Raw genomic sequence first — 15925 nt, forward strand, 5'->3', positions numbered from 1 at the left:
GAACGTTGGAACGGTGCTCCGAGCGGGTGTGGCGCCGGTCATGAAACCCGGCGTGTTCCGCTGAATGGCCCATTTACCGCACTGGTGAGTTATTTACCTGCCTGTTATCGTTCCTCTTCGCTATTCCAGCGAGGAGAATCCGTGTCCCTGACCAGCGTGGTCGCGCCCAGTCCTGCTCCCGAGACCGTTGCCGCCCTCGTCGGCGAACGCCTTTCGGTGTCCGCACTTCACCAGCTCGGCGGCACTCTCGGCGGCTATTCCTTCGTCAAGGTCGTGGTCGACCGCGAGCAGGCGTCGATCCACTTCCTGAACAACGCGCGGCATTCCTTTCACGCGATCTATATCGGCGAAGAGATCCTCGGCGTCGGGGAAGAACGCGTGCGCGCCGAGATCGACTCGTACAACGAGGCCTTCTACCACGCACCGGACCGCCGGTTCCTGCTCGGCATTCTCGCCTTGCACCCGCAGGTGCTTTCGCTGGAGACGGTCGAGGTCGACACCATGCCGGCCGCGCTGATCAGGGAGTTCCACGCCTTCGTCGCCCAGTACGTCGACCCGGCGCTGCCGCTGCTGTTCAAGCCGGCCAACCAGCTGCAGGAGCGGATCGTCCGCGAGATCCCGGCGAGCGAACTGCCGCGCGTCTTCGCGCACGAACTGTTCTCCACGGCACCGTTCGTGGGGCTGAACCCGGGCACGGCCACCGGGCGGCTGCGCGCGTTCCGGACCGAGGCCGAGTACCGGGCCGCGACGCTGGACTGGACCGACATCATCGTGATGGACCGGGTGCCCGACGACATCCCGCGGCTGGCGGGGATCGTCAACGCCCGGCACACGACGCCGTTGTCGCACACCAACGTCCTCGCCACCGGCTGGCAGATCCCGAACGCCGTCCAGCTCGGCGCGCTGGCCGAGGTCGAACGCCGCGGGCTCGACGGCAAGTGGGTCGAGTACACGGTGGATGCCCAGGCGCTTTCCCTGCGGGAGATCGACGAGCCCGCCGACGCGGCGCCGCCGGCCTGGTACGCCCAGCGCGTCACCCTGGAGCAGCCGGAGGCCGATCACAGCCCGATCGTCAACCTGGCCCGGCTGCGCGCGGCCGACCGCCACCGCTACGGCACCAAGGCGGCCAACCTCGGCGAGCTGCACCACGTGCTGGCTGCCGGTTCGCAGCGGCTGCTCGGCTTCTACCAGGTGCCGCGGCCGCCGCGGGACAACCTGCTCCCCCACCTGGCCCGGCTGCTCAACGCCCCGCCCGGCGCCGATCTGACGGCCGCGGCCCGCCGGCTGCTCGACGAGCACGTCCGCGTCCCGCGTGGCATCGCGCTGCCGTTCTCGCTGCAGCGGCGGTTCCTGGAGTCGTCGCCGCGGATCCAGCAGGCCATCGGGAAGCTGAAGATGGCGCTGGAGCTGGACGCGCGCGAGATCGAGCCGCTGTGCGTCGAGCTGCAGGGCCTGATCCGGTCCGCGCGCCTGCCGGGCGCGCTCGCCGGTGAGATCGACTCCGCGCTGGTGTCGCAGCTGGCCGGCGTGCGGGCGTTCGTCGTGCGCAGTTCGTCGAACGCCGAAGACCTCGCCGGGTTCTCCGCCGCCGGGATCTACGAGTCGCACAACCACGTCACCACGGCCGAGCGGATCTTCGCCAGTGTCAAGGAGGTCTGGGCGTCACTGGTGTCCGTGCGCAGCGTCCGGCTGCGCCAGCAGGCCGGGATCTCCCTCGACGAGTGCTACATGGGCGTCGTGATCCAGGAGCAGGTCACGGCCGGCTTCGGCGGGGTGCTGGTGACGACGAACCCGATGAACCGCGCGGACTTCCGCACGGTGTACGTCAACGTGTCCCCGCGCGTGACCGACGTGGTCGACGGTTCGGCGCTGCCGATGCAGTACCTGTATTCGACGGTCGAGGGCGGCGGCCGCACGCTGTCCCTGGGCGACGCGCCCGCGGACCTCGACGAAGCCGCGCACGCCCAGCTGCAGCGCCTCGCGATCGCCGGCCGCCTGCTGCAGGGCCACTTCTCGCCCGACTACACCTTCGACTCACCGGTGGACGTCGAGTGGCTCGCCGACGGCGAGCACCTCCACCTCGTGCAGCTGCGCCCCTATTCGGCCTGACCTTCCCAGGAGACACACGATCATGCTGGGCCTTCGCCTGCCCGCGAAACCCGCTGTTCAGCGCGCTGTCCGGCTGACCTACGGTTTCCAGTTCTTCTTCGGTCTGCTGCTGTGGGTGCCGATCTTCTACTCGTACCAGAAGCTCGCCGGCCTGTCCGACGGCGAGATCTTCGGCATCCAGAGCATTTACTACATCGTGTTCTGCCTGCTCGAGATCCCGACCGGGCTGATCGCCGACCGCTTCGACTACCGCACCTCGCTGACGGCGGGCGCCGGCGTGCTGGTGGCCGCGAACCTGGTGCCGGTGTTCCTGGGCTCGTACACCGGATTCCTGGTGCACTTCGTCTTGATCGCCCTGGCCCGCTCGCTGGTCTCCGGCGCGCAGAGCGCGTATCTGTACGAGTACCTGAACGCTTCCGGCGCGGGCGAACACTACCTGCGGGTGGAGGGCGTCGGCCGCGCGTACAGCTTGGTCGGCAAGATCACGTTCTGGCCGGTGGTCGGCCTGCTGATGTCGTGGAGCCTCCCCTCTCCGTACTGGCTGACGGCGATCAACGCGGGCATCGCCCTCGTCTTCGCGTGCAAGCTCCCCCCGATCCCCGGCGGCCGCCGGGTGACCGGCAAGACGGCGTCGCTGCTCGCGGGAGTCGGCGGCGCGCTGTCGACGTTGCGGTCGTCCCGCTGGCTGGTGCTGTTGATGGTGCAGGGCGTCGCGATGTTCACGCTGGTGCGGATCTGCCAGGTGAACTTGTTCCAGCCGATCCTGGAGTCGAAGACGCTCTCGGTGAACTGGTACGGCGCGGTCCTGGCCGCGATGACGGTCTTCGAGGCACTGGGCGCGGCCCGCCCCCACCGGCTCCGCCGCGCGATCGGCCCGGTGGGTTCGGTGTTCACGCTGACGATCGTGATGGCGCTGTGCCTGGGGGTGATGGTCTTCGTGGGCCCCTTCCCGGCGGTGGTGCTGTTGTGTGTCTTCGCGGTGGCAACGGGAATCGCGTTCCCGATCCAGAAGCAGCTGCTGAACGACTCCATCCCGAACTCCCGCTACCGCGCAACGCTCCTGTCCATGGAGTCCATTGTGGACCGAGCGGTGTGCGCCCTGGTCGCGGTGGCACTGGGCGCGTACCTCGCGGCCGGGCAGCTGAACGAGTTCCTGGTGCTGACGGCCGTGGTGACGTGCGCGGCAATGGGACTGCTCGCGCTGTTGTTGCTGGCTGTCCGCAAGCACCGTTCGGACCGAAGGGTGCCCACGGCCCGCCGCCCCGGCCAGACCGGCGAGGGCCACACCGGCATCCCCATGGCCGCCGCGCACCGGGGAGGCGAAGTCCGCAACTGACCCAGCGGCCCGGCACCGGCGCTCGCTCACCACCCGGCCCACCGCCTCAAACGCCACTTTCCCCAGGAAAGTGTTCCGGACTGCTCGCTCCGGATAGCCGGGCTGTCGCGGCACAGCCCGCAGGGCCAAGCCAGGCCGACCACCGCCGGGCCCTCACCCACCGCCCGGGTCACCCGAACTGCGGGCCACCGGACCGGCGGGTGCCGGTCAGTCGATGACGGCGTCGTCGAGCAGGGTGGACTCCGCGCCGTACTCGCGGAGTTCCTCCTTGATCACCGTGTACGCCAGCCCTTGCGGGTAGCCCTTTCGCGCGAGGAAGCCGAGCAGCCGCCGCAGGGCCGTCTGCTCGTCGACGTTGCCGAGCGAGCCGAGGCGCTTGCGGACCAGTTCCCTGGCCATCTGCTCCTCGGACTCGCGGTCGACCTCTTCCACCGCCTGCGCGGCGACCTCGTCGTCGACGCCCTTGCGCCGCAGCTCGGCCGCCAGCGCGGTCCGGGACAGGCCCTGGTTCGCATGCCGCGACTTCACCCACAGCTCGGCGAACTCCGCGTCGTTGACCAACCCCGCCCGGTCGAGCTTGCCGAGCAGGGTTTCGCTGGTCTCCTCGTCGAAGCCCTTGCGGTGCAAGGCCTGCCGGAGCTCCTCCTGAGTCCGCGCACGCACGGCCAGGAGGTCGTAGCAGATCTCCTTGGCCTTCTTGTACCGCTCCTCAGGGGGCAGCTCCGACGGCGGGATCTTCGGCATCCTCGCCACCTGAGTCACTCCTCGTTCTTCACCAGTCCAAGCCGCGCGTCACCACAACGCGGCCACCCCGGAGGACTCAGAAGTCGACCGGCGCCGGGACGGCCTCGGTGGCTTCCGCGTCGAGCTGCGCGCCGATGCCGAGCTTCTCCTTGATCCGCTTTTCGATCTCGTTGGCGATGTCCGGGTTGTCGCGCAGGAATTTCCGCGCGTTCTCCTTGCCCTGGCCGAGCTGGTCGCCCTCGTAGGTGTACCAGGCGCCGGACTTGCGCAGGATCGCCTGGTCGACACCCATGTCGATGAGCGAACCCTCGCGGGAGATGCCGTGGCCGTACAGGATGTCGAACTCGGCCTGCTTGAAGGGCGGGGCCATCTTGTTCTTCACGACCTTGACGCGCGTGCGGTTGCCGACCGCCTCGCCGCCGTCCTTGAGGGTCTCGATGCGGCGGACGTCGAGCCGGACCGACGCGTAGAACTTCAGCGCCTTGCCACCGGTGGTGGTCTCCGGGGAGCCGAACATGACGCCGATCTTCTCGCGCAGCTGGTTGATGAAGATCGCGGTGGTGCCGGAGTTGTTCATGGCACCGGTCATCTTGCGCAGCGCCTGGCTCATCAGGCGGGCCTGGAGGCCGACGTGCGAGTCACCCATCTCGCCCTCGATCTCGGCGCGGGGCACGAGCGCGGCCACGGAGTCGATGACCAGGATGTCGAGCGCGCCGGAGCGGACCAGCATGTCCGCGATCTCCAGGGCCTGCTCACCGGTGTCCGGCTGCGAGACGAGCAGCGCGTCGGTGTCCACGCCGAGCTTCTTGGCGTAGTCCGGGTCCAGTGCGTGCTCGGCGTCGATGAACGCCGCGATGCCGCCGTTGCGCTGCGCATTCGCCACCGCGTGCAGGGCGACCGTGGTCTTACCGGAGGATTCCGGGCCGTAGACCTCGATGACCCGGCCGCGGGGCAGGCCGCCGATGCCGAGTGCGACGTCGAGGGCGATCGCGCCGGTGGGGATCACGGCGATGGGCGCGCGGCCCTCTTCGCCGAGGCGCATGACCGAGCCCTTGCCGTACTGCTTGTCGATCTGCGCGAGCGCGAGCTCGAGCGCCTTGTCCTTGTCGGGTGCTGCAGGCATGGAAGTCCACCTCGCTGGTCGGAGCCCCGTCGAGGGCTCTCTGTGTCGGTTCTTCAGCTGTCCGGTCCGACGCTAGCGGCGGGGACCGACAATTCCAGGCGCGGCGCCCAATCTGTGGATCGCTGGACCCGATGTGGACAACACCTTAGACGAACACCTGTTCGAGGTCGGCAGCGACACACCCTTGCGCTAGGGTTTTCGCCCGCCCGGGTCGGTGCCGTCCGTCCAACTCCAGGTCAGCGCCGTTCGGCCGGGACGTCGAAGGCGTCGCAGACCTCGCGCCAGATCTCCTTGGCCGGGAGTCCGGCGGTCAACGCCTGGTCGACGGTGCGTCCGCCGAGCCCGCTCAGGACGTGGTCCCTGGCCAGCACCTGCGCCCGCCCGGGGCCGAACTCCTCGGCCATCAGCCGCCGGAAAACCGTGATCCGCATCGGACTCACTCTAACCGGCGGGCGCGAACGGCCCGTTCGCGCCGTCTACTGCCCCGGCTGGACGCTCGCCTCGAAGTAGTCGGCCAGCGTGCCGGGCGTGGTCGCCGCCGCCTGGTCACTCGTGTTCAGCTGGTAGATGAACCCGGCCAGCGGCCGGTCCGAGACCGTGAACACGAGGACCGCCGACGTCTTCCCCGCGGCCGACGAGTAGTGCCCCTTCAGCCCGTTGCCGCCCCAGTCGGCCTCGGTGCGGTCGCCGCCCGCCGAGGTGAGCAGGCCGTCGGTGTACTGCTTGAGCGTGTCGGCGCTGTCACCGTGGACGTAGGTGACCTGCGTACCCGCCCGGCCCGGCGCGGAGCAGGTCGAGGCGGCCCCCAGGCTCTGCGCCGGCGCCGCCGGGCCGTTGCCCATGCCCGGCTTGCAGTCGCCGGTGTCGGCGATCTTCCCGGCGAGCTGGCGCAGGCACCCGGTGAAGCCCTTGTCGTCGGCCTGCCCGGGGGTCCGGCACTGGTCCGCGGTGTAGGTCGTCACCGAGGACGACGACGTCAGGAACAACGTCACGCCCACCGCGAGCACCACGACGACCGCGGCGGCGATCCCGATCAGCAGCTTCTTCTTGCCGCCGGGCTTCGGCTCGGCCTTCTCCGGCGCGGGTGTGTACGCCGGGAAGTTCGACGGCATCGGCTGCGGGCCACTGGGCGGGAAATTGCCGTAGTACTGCTGAGGCGGAGGCGGGGGCGCGTACTGCGGCCGGCGCGGCGGCGCACCCGCGGCCACCGCTCCTTCGACGTTCTGCGTGCGCACGGACAGCCCGTCGCGGGCCACGTGCTGCGCCCCGAGCGCGACGGCGGTCTCCGGCTGGTCGAGGCTGCCCGGCACGACACCGAGCTTCTCCGCGATCATCGCGCCGACCAGCGGCAGCCGGCTCGACCCGCCGACGAGGTAGATGCCGGCCAGCCGGTCCGGGGTCAGCCCGGACGACCGCAGCGTCCGCGACAGCAGTTCCACGCTGCGCAGCATCGCCGGCCGGACCAGGCCTTCCAGCTCGCCGCGGGTGACGAGGACGTCCTTGAACGGCTCGGGCATCGGCACCTCGGTCTGGGGGTGCCGCGACAGCGCCTCCTTGGCCGCCTTGACGTCTTCCTGCAGCGCGCGCCGGGTGCGCCGGTCGGCGGTGGACTCCGGCCGCAGCAGCCGCTGCCAGTGCTGCGGGTCGGAGTGCGAGACCTCGCGCCCGACGTGCACCATCAGCGCCTGGTCGACGTCGAGGCCGCCGAGGTCGGGCAGGCCGTCCTCGGCGAGCACGGTGAACCCGTTCTGCGTGGCGCCGACGACCGCTACGTCGAAGGTGCCGGCGCCGAGGTCGTAGACGGCGAGCGCCTGCCCGGGCGCGAGCGACTTGCCGGGGAACGACGCGAAGTGCGCCGCGGCGGCCACCGGCTCGGGTACCAGCAGGATGTTCGGGCCCATCCCGGCGAGCCGGGCGGCGGACATCAGCACGTTCCGGCGCGTCTGCCCCCACTGCGCGGGGTGGGTCAGCCGGACCTCGTCGGGCTGCTCGCCGCCGAGCTGGCGGGAGGTTTCTTCGAGCACGCGGCGCAGGATGGCGGCCAGCGCGTCGGTCACCGGGACGACGTCGGTGCCGAGGAGCAGGGTCTGCTCGTCGATGCGGCGCTTGGGGTTCGGCTCGAAGCGCGTCGGGTCGAGCCGGGCGCGCCGCTCGGCGTCGCGGCCGACCATGATCGTGCCCTCTTCGGTGGCGAACACCGCCGACGGCATGTTGGCCGAGCCGTCCACTTCGACGACCCGGGGCGGCATACCGTGCGCCGAAAGCACGGCGACGGTGTTGGACGTCCCGAGGTCCACCGACAGGATCCGCACAGCACTCCCCTTCGCGAAAACAAGCGCCGACGGCGCCCGCGGTGATGCTGCCATGCGCGCGGTCACCGTGCGTGCGGACCCGGGAAAGTCACTGCTCCTTGACGCGGACGGCGATCAAGGTGCACGATAGTTGCACAGTTCGGTCATCAGAGTTGACCGAACTGCGCAAGAAGGGAACGATGAACTTGGGTACCCGGCACGCCGCGCCACCACACGCCGCGCAGGCGGTGCGGGCGGCGAAGCCCCGGTTGTCACAGTCGCCTGCCTGGAACACCTGAACCACGCCCTGGTCAGCGGAAGGAAGAACCCGTGAGCAACCTCCCCCTCCTCGCCGTCACCCTCGGCGACCCCGTGGGCATCGGCCCCGAGATCACCCTGAAGACCCTCGCCGAGCCCGAAGCCCTCCAGCTGGCGCGCGGGGTGGCGGTGGGCGACGCGATCGTGCTGGAACGCCTGGTCCGGCACCTGGGCCTGCACCTGGAGATCAACCCGATCGCCACGGTCGCCGACGCACGCTTCACCACCGGCGTGATCGACGTGCTCAACCTCGGCGTGGTCACCGAAGACCTGCCGTGGGGCGAGGTGAACGCGACCGCGGGCGCCGCGGCGGTCGGGGCGATCGAGGTCGCCACCCGGCTCGCGCTGGCCGGCGAGGTCGACGCGGTGGTGACCGCGCCGATCAACAAGGAGGCCATCTGGGCGGCGGGCTCGCCGCACCTCGGGCACACCGAGATGCTCGGCGAGCTGACCGGGTCGACCCGGTTCAACACGATGTTCTGGGTCTCCGGGCTGAAGATCTTCTTCGCCACCCGGCACCTCTCGCTGCGCCAGGCGCTCGACCGGATCACGCGGGAGAACATCGAACACGCGATCCGGGAGGCGTACACCGCGCTGGAGGTGTTCGGCACGGAGAAACCGAGACTGGCCGTGGCGGCACTCAACCCGCACGGCGGCGAGAACGGCAAGTTCGGCGACGAGGAGATCGTCGCGATCGCCCCGGCGGTCGCCGCCGCGCGGGTGGCCGGGCTGGACGTGGTCGGCCCGATTCCCGCGGATTCCGTGTTCCACCAAGGGATCCAGGGCCGGTTCGACGGCGTGCTCTCGCTCTACCACGACCAGGGGCACATCGCGTCGAAGACGTACGACTTCGACGGCACGGTGTCGGTGACGGTCGGCCTGCCGATCCTGCGCACGTCGGTCGACCACGGCACGGCGTTCGACATCGCCGGCACCGGCCGGGCGTCGCACGGCACCATGCGGGCGGCGTTCAAGGCCGCGGCCACCCTGGCGCCGTACGCGCGGAAGCTGCCCGCCATCTACCCACCGAGCCTCCGGTGATCCCCCGCCAGCGCTGGGCGTACGTCATCCCGGTCGCGGTGGTCATGTACATGCTGGCCTACCTCGACCGCACGAACGTCGCGGTGATCCTGCCCTACATCGGCGACGACTTCCCGTTGTCCGCCGGCGCGAAGGGGCTGGCGAGCGGCATCTTCTTCGTCGGCTACCTCGTGCTGCAGATCCCCGCGGCGGTACTGGCGGCGAAGTGGAGTGCCCGCAAGACCGTGCTGCTGCTGATGATCGCCTGGGCGGTCGCGGCGGTGCTGTGCGGGCTCGTGCAGAACGAGACCCAGCTGCACCTGGCCCGGCTGCTGCTCGGGTTGTTCGAGGGCGGAGTGTGGCCCGCCGTGCTGATCCTGCTGGCGTCCTGGTTCCCGCAGGCGGAACGGGCACGGGCGAACGCGCTGTGGATGACCTGCCTGCCGATCTCGGCGATCCTCATGTCGCCGCTGTCCGGGTTCATGCTCGACCACCTGTCCTGGCGCTGGGTGTTCGTCCTGCAGGGACTGCCGCCGCTGGTGTGGGCGGTCGTCTGGTGGTTCGCGGTGGCCGACCGGCCGTCGCAGGCGCGGTGGATCTCCCCGGCGGAACGCGATTACCTCGAAACCACTTTGCAGGCCGAAGAAGACGCGAAGCCGGCATTCGCGAAACAAAGCTACCGGCAAGCTCTCGCGAACCGCCAGGTGCTGCTCCTGATCGGTGTCTACTTCTCCTGGATCACCGGCTTCTACGGCTTCTCCCTGTGGCTGCCGTCGGTGGTGAAGACGATGACCGGCGGCTCGGCCACCGCCGTCGGCTTCCTGTCGGCCGTGCCGTACGTGCTGGCGCTGGCCGGGATGGTCGCGTGCGCGCACTGGTCCGACCGCACCGGCAACCGGCGGCTCGCGGTCACAGTGCCGCTGCTCGTCGCGATCGCCGGGCTGCTGGTGGGCAACCTCGGGCACTGGCCGGCCGCCGTGCAGCTGATGCTGCTCTGCGTGGTGGCGACCGGCGTCCACATGCCGTACGGGCCGTTCTGGGCCATCCCCAGCCGAATACTGGGCATCGAGGCGGTCGCCGTCGCGATGGGCCTGATCAACGCGCTGGGCAACCTCGGCGGGTTCGCCGGCCCCTACCTGGTCGGCTGGCTCACCGACGTCACCGGCACCGCGACCACCGGGTTCGTCGTCCTGGCCGCGTTCCTCGCCGTGGCCGCCGGGCTGGCGTTCTTCGGGCTGAAACCCACGACTGTGGAAGAGTCGGCGCATGTCCCAGCCGCGACCAGGCACTCGTGACCGGCGCGCGATGCTCCTGGAAGCCGTCCGCGACGGCTCCGGCAGCATCGCGAAGCTGGCCGAAGAGTTCGGCGTCTCCGAGTCGACGATCCGCCGCGACCTCGCCTCGCTCGCCGGCGCCGGGCACGTCGTCCGCACCTACGGCGGCGCGCTCGACACCGAACACAGTCCCCGCGAGAAGGACCGCGAGCACGCGGCGGCCAAGGACGCCATCGCCCGGGAGGCCGCCGCGCTCGTCCAGGACGGCGAGGTGGTGCTGCTCGACGCCGGCTCGACCACCGGCAGGCTCGCCCGCCACCTCGCCCACCGCGAGGGGCTGACCGTGGTGACCAACGGCGTCACCGCGATCCGCGAGCTCGCGGGTTTCTCCGGGATCGACCTCATCGTCCTCGGCGGCCGGCTGCGGCACCGCAACGAAGCGATCCTCGGCGAGAGCGTGCTGGCCCAGCTGCGGCACATTTCACCCGACCGGGTGTTTCTGGGGGCGGACGGCGTCGTGGCCGGCCGCGGGCTGTGCTGCCCGTCACTGGAACAGTCGGTGGTCAAGCACGCGATGCTCCACGCGGGCGCCGAGGCGTACGTGCTGGCCGACCACTCCAAGCTGGACCAGGCCCCTTTTTCCTACTGGACGCCGCTGGACCGCGACTACCGGCTGATCACCGACGAACCGCGGGTCGACGTCGTGTTCCCGCAGTTCGCCCAGAGCGTGATCCTGCCCGGTGAGTCCGAAACTGTCGGTGGTGCCGCGCATGATGAATGACGTGGCAGCTGACGTTCTCGACCTCTTCTCCCCCGCGACCCGGGACTGGTTCGCGGGGGCCTTCGCCGCGCCCACCGCGGCGCAGGAAGGGGCCTGGCGGGCCGCGCACGCGGGTGAGCACGCCCTCGTCGTCGCGCCGACCGGGTCCGGCAAGACACTGTCCGCGTTCCTCTGGGCGCTGGACCGGCTCTCGGTGGAACCGCCGCCGCCGGAAGCGACGAAACGGTGCCGGATCCTCTACGTCTCGCCGCTGAAGGCCCTCGCCGTCGACGTCCAGCGGAACCTGCGCGCGCCACTGGCCGGCATCTCGCAGGCTTCGCGGCGGCTCGGGCTGCCGGCGCCCGGGATCGAGGTGGGCATGCGCACCGGCGACACCACCGCGGCCGAGCGCCGCACGTTCGCCAAGACCCCGCCGGACGTGCTGGTGACCACGCCGGAGTCGCTGTTCCTCATCCTCACGTCGTCGGCGCGCGAGTCGCTGCGCGGCGTCGAGACCGTGATCGTCGACGAGGTGCACGCGGTGGCCGGCGGCAAGCGCGGGGCGCACCTCGCGCTCTCGCTGGAGCGGCTGGACGCGCTGCTGACGAAGCCGGCGCAGCGGATCGGCCTGTCGGCGACGGTCCGCCCGGTCGACGAGGTGAGCGCGTTCCTGGCCGGCGGTCGTCCGGTGCGCGTGGTCCAGCCGAAGCTGGCGAAAACCATCGAGGTCCGCGTCGAGGTCCCGGTCGAGGACATGGGCAACCTCGACGCCCCGCGCAGCGGCCCGGCGCCGAGCCCGCTCGACGCGCTGGAGGCACTGAAGTCGCCGGACTCGCTGGAGTCGCTGGAGTCGCTGGAGTCGTTCCCGCCCGGGGGCATCGCGCCGGGCGGCCTGGGCACGCTCGAGGAGCTGGCCGGCAACCCCGTGCAGCGGCCGTCGATCTGGCCGGCGGTCGAGGAGCGGGTGCTGACCCTGATCCGCGCGCACCGCTCGACCATCGTCTTCGCCAACTCGCGCCGCCTGACCGAGCGGCTCACCGCCCGGCTCAACGAGCTGGCCGCCGAGCAGACCGAGCTGACTCCGGCCGACACGTTCCCGGCGGAAGCCATCGCGCAGTCCGGCGTCAGCACGGGAGCGCCGCCGGCGATCGCCCGGGCCCACCACGGGTCGATGTCGCGGGAGCAGCGCACGCACGTCGAAGAGTCGCTGAAGTCCGGGCAGCTGCCGTGCGTGGTGGCGACGTCGTCGCTGGAGCTGGGCATCGACATGGGCGCGGTCGACCTGGTCGTGCAGATCGAGGCGCCGCCGACGGTGGCGTCCGGGCTGCAGCGCGTCGGCCGGGCGGGGCACCAGGTCGGCGCGGTGTCGTCCGGGGTGATGTTCCCGAAGTTCCGCGGCGACCTGGTCTCGTGCGCGGTCGTCGCGGAGCGGATGGCGAGCGGCGCGATCGAAGCGGTCCGCTACCCGCGCAACCCCCTGGACGTCCTGGCGCAGCACGTCGTCGCCATGGTGGCGCTGGAGCCGTGGACGGTGCCGGATCTGGCGTCGCTGGTCCGGCGGGCAGCCCCGTTCGCCGCGCTGCCGGACGACGCCCTGCACGCGGTGCTCGACATGCTCGCGGGCCGCTACCCGAGCGAGGAGTTCGGCGAGCTGCGGGCGCGCATCACCTGGGACCGCATCGGCGGCGAGCTGCGCGGGCGGCCCGGCGCGCAGCGGCTGGCCGTCACGTCGGGCGGCACCATCCCCGACCGCGGCCTGTTCACCGTCATGACCCCGGGCGCGGACGACAAGCCGGGTTCGCGCGTCGGCGAGTTCGACGAAGAAATGGTGTACGAGTCGCGCGTCGGCGACACCATCCTGCTCGGCACGTCGTCGTGGCGGATCACCGACATCACGCACGACCGCGTCATCGTGGTGCCGGCCCCCGGCGAACCGGCGCGGATGCCGTTCTGGAAGGGCGACGCGCCGGGGCGTCCGCTGGAACTCGGCCGGGCACTGGGGAAATTCGTCCGCGAACTGTCCACTTCGGACGATGTGAAGGCCCGCGCGCGGGCCGAGGCGGCGGGGCTGGACGAGCGGGCGTGCGACAACCTCCTCGCCTACCTCGCCGAGCAGAAGGCCGCCACCCGGCACGTCCCGAACGACCGGACGATCCTGCTGGAGCGCTACCGCGACGAGCTCGGCGACTGGCGGATCATCGTGCACTCGCCGTTCGGCGCGCAGGTGAACGCGCCGTGGGCACTGGCCATCGCCGCGCGGCTGCGGGAAAACCGCGGGGTCGACGCGCAGGTGGCGCACTCCGACGACGGCATCGTCCTGCGGCTGCCGGACGCGCTGGACGCCGACGGCGGAGAGGTCACCATCGGCGCGGACGACGTGCTGCTCGACCCCGAGGAGGTCGAGCAGCTGATCGTCGCCGAGGTCGGCGGTTCGGCCGTGTTCGCGGCGCGGTTCCGGGAGTGCGCGGCGCGGTCGTTGCTGCTGCCCCGCCGGGACCCGCGGCGCCGGACCCCGCTGTGGCAGCAACGGCAACGCGCGTCGCAGCTGCTGTCGGTCGCGGCGAAGTACGAGCGGTTCCCCGTCGTGCTCGAGGCGATGCGGGAGGTCCTGCAGGACGTCTACGACGTCAGCGGGCTACGTGAGCTGATGGCCGACGTCCGGGCCCGCAAGGTCCGGCTGGTGGAGGTCGAAACGCCGGCCGCGTCGCCGTTCGCGCGCAGCCTGCTCTTCGGCTACATCGGGATGTTCCTGTACGAGACGGACGCACCGCTGGCCGAGCGGCGGGCGGCGGCGCTGTCGCTGGATTCGGCGCTGCTGGCCGAGCTGCTGGGCACCGAGGCGATCCGGGAGCTGCTGGACCCCGAAGCCGTCGCCGAAGTGGAACGGTCGCTGCAGCGGCTCGCCCCGGACAGGCACGCGCGCTCGGCCGAGGACGCCGCCGACCTGCTGCGGTTCCTCGGCGATCTGACCGTCGAAGAGGCGGCGGAGCGGGGGATCCAGGCCGGGTGGCTCACCGAGCTGGAGGCCGCCCGGCGGGCGATCCGGGTGCGGATCGGCGGCACGGAACGGTTCCTGGCGATCGAGGACGCCGGCCGGGTGCGTGACGCGCTGGGCACCGCGCTGCCGGTGGGGGTGCCCGAGGCGTTCACCGAACCGGTGGCGGACCCGCTCGGGGACCTGCTGTCGCGCTACGCCCGCGGCCGCGGCCCGTTCGCGGCGGCCGATGCGGCCGCGCGGTTCGGGCTCGGCACGGCGGTCGTCACCGGGGTGCTCGACCGGCTGACCGGGGAAGGCCGCCTGGTGCGCGGCGAGCTGAGCCCGGTCGGGCATCCGGAAACCCACGGCGTGGGCGTCGAGTACTGCGATGCGGCCGTGCTGCGCCGGCTGCGGCGGGCGTCGCTGGCGAAGCTGCGGGCCGAAGTCGAGCCGGTCGAACCGGCGGCGCTGGGCCGGTTCCTGCCCGCGTGGCACGGGTTCGGCGGCCGCGTCCGGTCGGCCCCGACGGCGGACGACGTGCTGTCGGTGGTCGAGCAGCTCGCCGGGGCGCCGTTGCCGGCGAGCGCGGTGGAGTCGCTGATCCTGCCCGGCCGGCTGCCGGGCTACTCCCCCGCGCTGCTGGACGAGCTGACCACGGCGGGTGAGGTCACGTGGGCGGGCTGCGGCGCGCTCTCCGGCGGCGACGGCTGGATCGCCCTCGCCCCGGCCGACGTCGCCGACCTCCTGCTGCCCGAAGTCGTCGAGGACATCCCGACCGGCCCGCTGCACGACGCGATCGTGTCCACTTTGGAGGGTGGCGCACTGTTCTTCCGCCAGCTGGTGGACCGCGCGACGGTACTGGTGGACAAGGCACCGAACGACGCCGAAGTCGTGGCGGCGCTGTGGGACCTGGTCTGGGCGGGCCTGGTGACGGGCGACACGCTGGGCCCGTTGCGGGCCCAGGTCGCCGGGCACGGCGCCCACAAGCCGCGCCGTCAGGCACCCCGCGGCCGGTACGCCCGGCTGCGGGCGGGGCGGCCGCAGATGCCGTCGCGGTCCGGGCCGCCGACGGTCGCGGGCCGGTGGGCGCTGACCCCGCCGCGGGAAACCGACGCAACCCGCCGCGCCCACGCGCGGACGGAGGCGTTCCTGGAGCGCCACGGCGTCCTGACCCGCGGCGCGCTGGACACCGAACGTGTCACGGGCGGGTTCTCGGGGATCTACAAGGTCCTCCGCGGCATGGAGGACACGGGCCAGGTGATCCGCGGTTACGTGGTCGAGGGCCTCGGCGCGGCCCAGTTCGCGGCCAAGGGCGCGGTGGACCGCTTGCGCGCCCTGTCGGGCCCGGGCCGCCCGGCACCGGGCCGCCCGGTGGTCCTGGCGGCGGCGGACCCGGCCCAGCCGTACGGCGCAGCCCTCCCCTGGCCGGCGGCAACGGGCGACACGAAGCACCGCCCCGCCCGCAAGGCCGGCGCACTGGCAGTCCTGGTCGACGGGGTCCCGGCCCTGTACGTGGAGCGAGGAGGCCGATCCCTGCTGAGTTTCACGGAGGAGCGCCAGGCGTTGTCGGAGGCAGCCCAGGCCCTGTCGGCCGCGGTCCGCGAGGGCTGGCTGGGCCAGCTGTCGGTCCAACGCGCGGACGGCGAGCAGGCACTGACCTCGGAGCTGGCGGAGGTGCTCCAGGAGGCAGGCTTCCGAGCCACCCCCGCCGGCCTGCGCCTACGGGCCTGAGGCCACAGCAGTCCGCGACGGGGGCGGGAGCTCCGGCTCGGGCTCGGGCTCGGGCTCGGGCGGGGGAAACTCTCGGCAGGGATCCGAAGTCGCCGACCGGGGCATTGGCACCCGCCGCGACTTGCCTCGCCCACCTGCCAAGCCGGCCAGCCTCGCCGCGATCTCGACCCCGCCAGGCCAAGCCGACCCGCCGCGCCGCGAACTCCGTCCCCGACCTCGGCAGCGCGTCCCCGTCCGGCCCC

Annotated in this window: 10 protein-coding genes; 6 read left to right on the top strand and 4 right to left on the bottom strand. The window is 71.7% G+C overall.

All coding sequences use genetic code 11. The features are described from left to right. Positions 1 to 141 precede the first annotated feature (141 nt). Together ACLJQE_RS30580 and ACLJQE_RS30585 are read left to right on the top strand one after the other, a co-directional pair. Entirely contained in the window at positions 142 to 2109 is a 1968-nt protein-coding gene (locus ACLJQE_RS30580) for a PEP/pyruvate-binding domain-containing protein (RefSeq protein ID WP_410642977.1), read from the top strand. 22 nt (positions 2110 to 2131) lie between these two features. After that, entirely contained in the window at positions 2132 to 3445 is a 1314-nt protein-coding gene (locus ACLJQE_RS30585; RefSeq protein ID WP_410642978.1) for an MFS transporter, read from the top strand. A 207-nt stretch (positions 3446 to 3652) separates the two neighbouring features. Here ACLJQE_RS30585 and ACLJQE_RS30590 read toward each other — a convergent pair whose 3' ends face one another. The 4 genes from ACLJQE_RS30590 to ACLJQE_RS30605 form a co-directional block, all read right to left on the bottom strand. Continuing rightward, a complete protein-coding gene (locus ACLJQE_RS30590; RefSeq protein ID WP_410643147.1) occupies positions 3653 to 4180 on the bottom strand; it encodes a regulatory protein RecX in 528 nt (175 codons plus the stop codon). A gap of 85 nt (positions 4181 to 4265) precedes the next feature. Further along, positions 4266 to 5312 (bottom strand): recombinase RecA, encoded by a 1047-nt coding sequence (recA, locus tag ACLJQE_RS30595; RefSeq protein ID WP_410642979.1) that lies wholly within the window; start codon positions 5310 to 5312, stop codon positions 4266 to 4268. 236 nt (positions 5313 to 5548) lie between these two features. Next, positions 5549 to 5743 carry a DUF3046 domain-containing protein gene (locus ACLJQE_RS30600; RefSeq protein ID WP_410642980.1) on the bottom strand — a complete coding sequence of 65 codons (195 nt, stop codon included), beginning with the start codon at positions 5741 to 5743 and terminating at the stop codon, positions 5549 to 5551. A 45-nt stretch (positions 5744 to 5788) separates the two neighbouring features. Beyond that, a complete protein-coding gene (locus tag ACLJQE_RS30605) occupies positions 5789 to 7624 on the bottom strand; it encodes an Hsp70 family protein (RefSeq protein ID WP_410642981.1) in 1836 nt (611 codons plus the stop codon). Between the two features lie 309 nt (positions 7625 to 7933). Between ACLJQE_RS30605 and pdxA the strand changes: the two genes are divergently transcribed. The 4 genes from pdxA to ACLJQE_RS30625 are packed head-to-tail and all read left to right on the top strand — an operon-like array spanning position 7934 to position 15683. After that, positions 7934 to 8962, top strand: a complete 1029-nt coding sequence (gene pdxA, locus ACLJQE_RS30610; RefSeq protein ID WP_410642982.1) for a 4-hydroxythreonine-4-phosphate dehydrogenase PdxA — start codon at positions 7934 to 7936, stop codon at positions 8960 to 8962. Continuing rightward, positions 8959 to 10236 (top strand): MFS transporter, encoded by a 1278-nt coding sequence (locus ACLJQE_RS30615; RefSeq protein WP_410642983.1) that lies wholly within the window; start codon positions 8959 to 8961, stop codon positions 10234 to 10236. The genes pdxA and ACLJQE_RS30615 overlap by 4 nt, the downstream gene beginning before the upstream one ends. After that, positions 10208 to 10996 (top strand): DeoR/GlpR family DNA-binding transcription regulator, encoded by a 789-nt coding sequence (locus ACLJQE_RS30620; RefSeq protein ID WP_410642984.1) that lies wholly within the window; start codon positions 10208 to 10210, stop codon positions 10994 to 10996. The genes ACLJQE_RS30615 and ACLJQE_RS30620 overlap by 29 nt, the downstream gene beginning before the upstream one ends. Then, on the top strand, positions 10986 to 15683 hold the full coding sequence (locus tag ACLJQE_RS30625; RefSeq protein WP_410642985.1) for a DEAD/DEAH box helicase: 4698 nt from the start codon (positions 10986 to 10988) through the stop codon (positions 15681 to 15683). The genes ACLJQE_RS30620 and ACLJQE_RS30625 overlap by 11 nt, the downstream gene beginning before the upstream one ends. Positions 15684 to 15925 lie beyond the last annotated feature (242 nt).

The sequence above is a fragment of the Amycolatopsis sp. lyj-346 genome (assembly GCF_046548975.1).
Classification (GTDB): Bacteria; Actinomycetota; Actinomycetes; order Mycobacteriales; family Pseudonocardiaceae; genus Amycolatopsis.

Excerpts from the sequence above, each read along its gene's own strand:
- ACLJQE_RS30625 (WP_410642985.1), top strand. The coding sequence starts at position 10,986 with ATGATGAATGACGTGGCAGCTGACGTTCTCGACCTCTTCTCCCCCGCG.
- ACLJQE_RS30620 (WP_410642984.1), top strand. The coding sequence starts at position 10,208 with ATGTCCCAGCCGCGACCAGGCACTCGTGACCGGCGCGCGATGCTCCTG.
- recA (WP_410642979.1), bottom strand. The coding sequence starts at position 5,312 with ATGCCTGCAGCACCCGACAAGGACAAGGCGCTCGAGCTCGCGCTCGCG.
- ACLJQE_RS30585 (WP_410642978.1), top strand. The coding sequence starts at position 2,132 with ATGCTGGGCCTTCGCCTGCCCGCGAAACCCGCTGTTCAGCGCGCTGTC.
- ACLJQE_RS30600 (WP_410642980.1), bottom strand. The coding sequence starts at position 5,743 with ATGCGGATCACGGTTTTCCGGCGGCTGATGGCCGAGGAGTTCGGCCCC.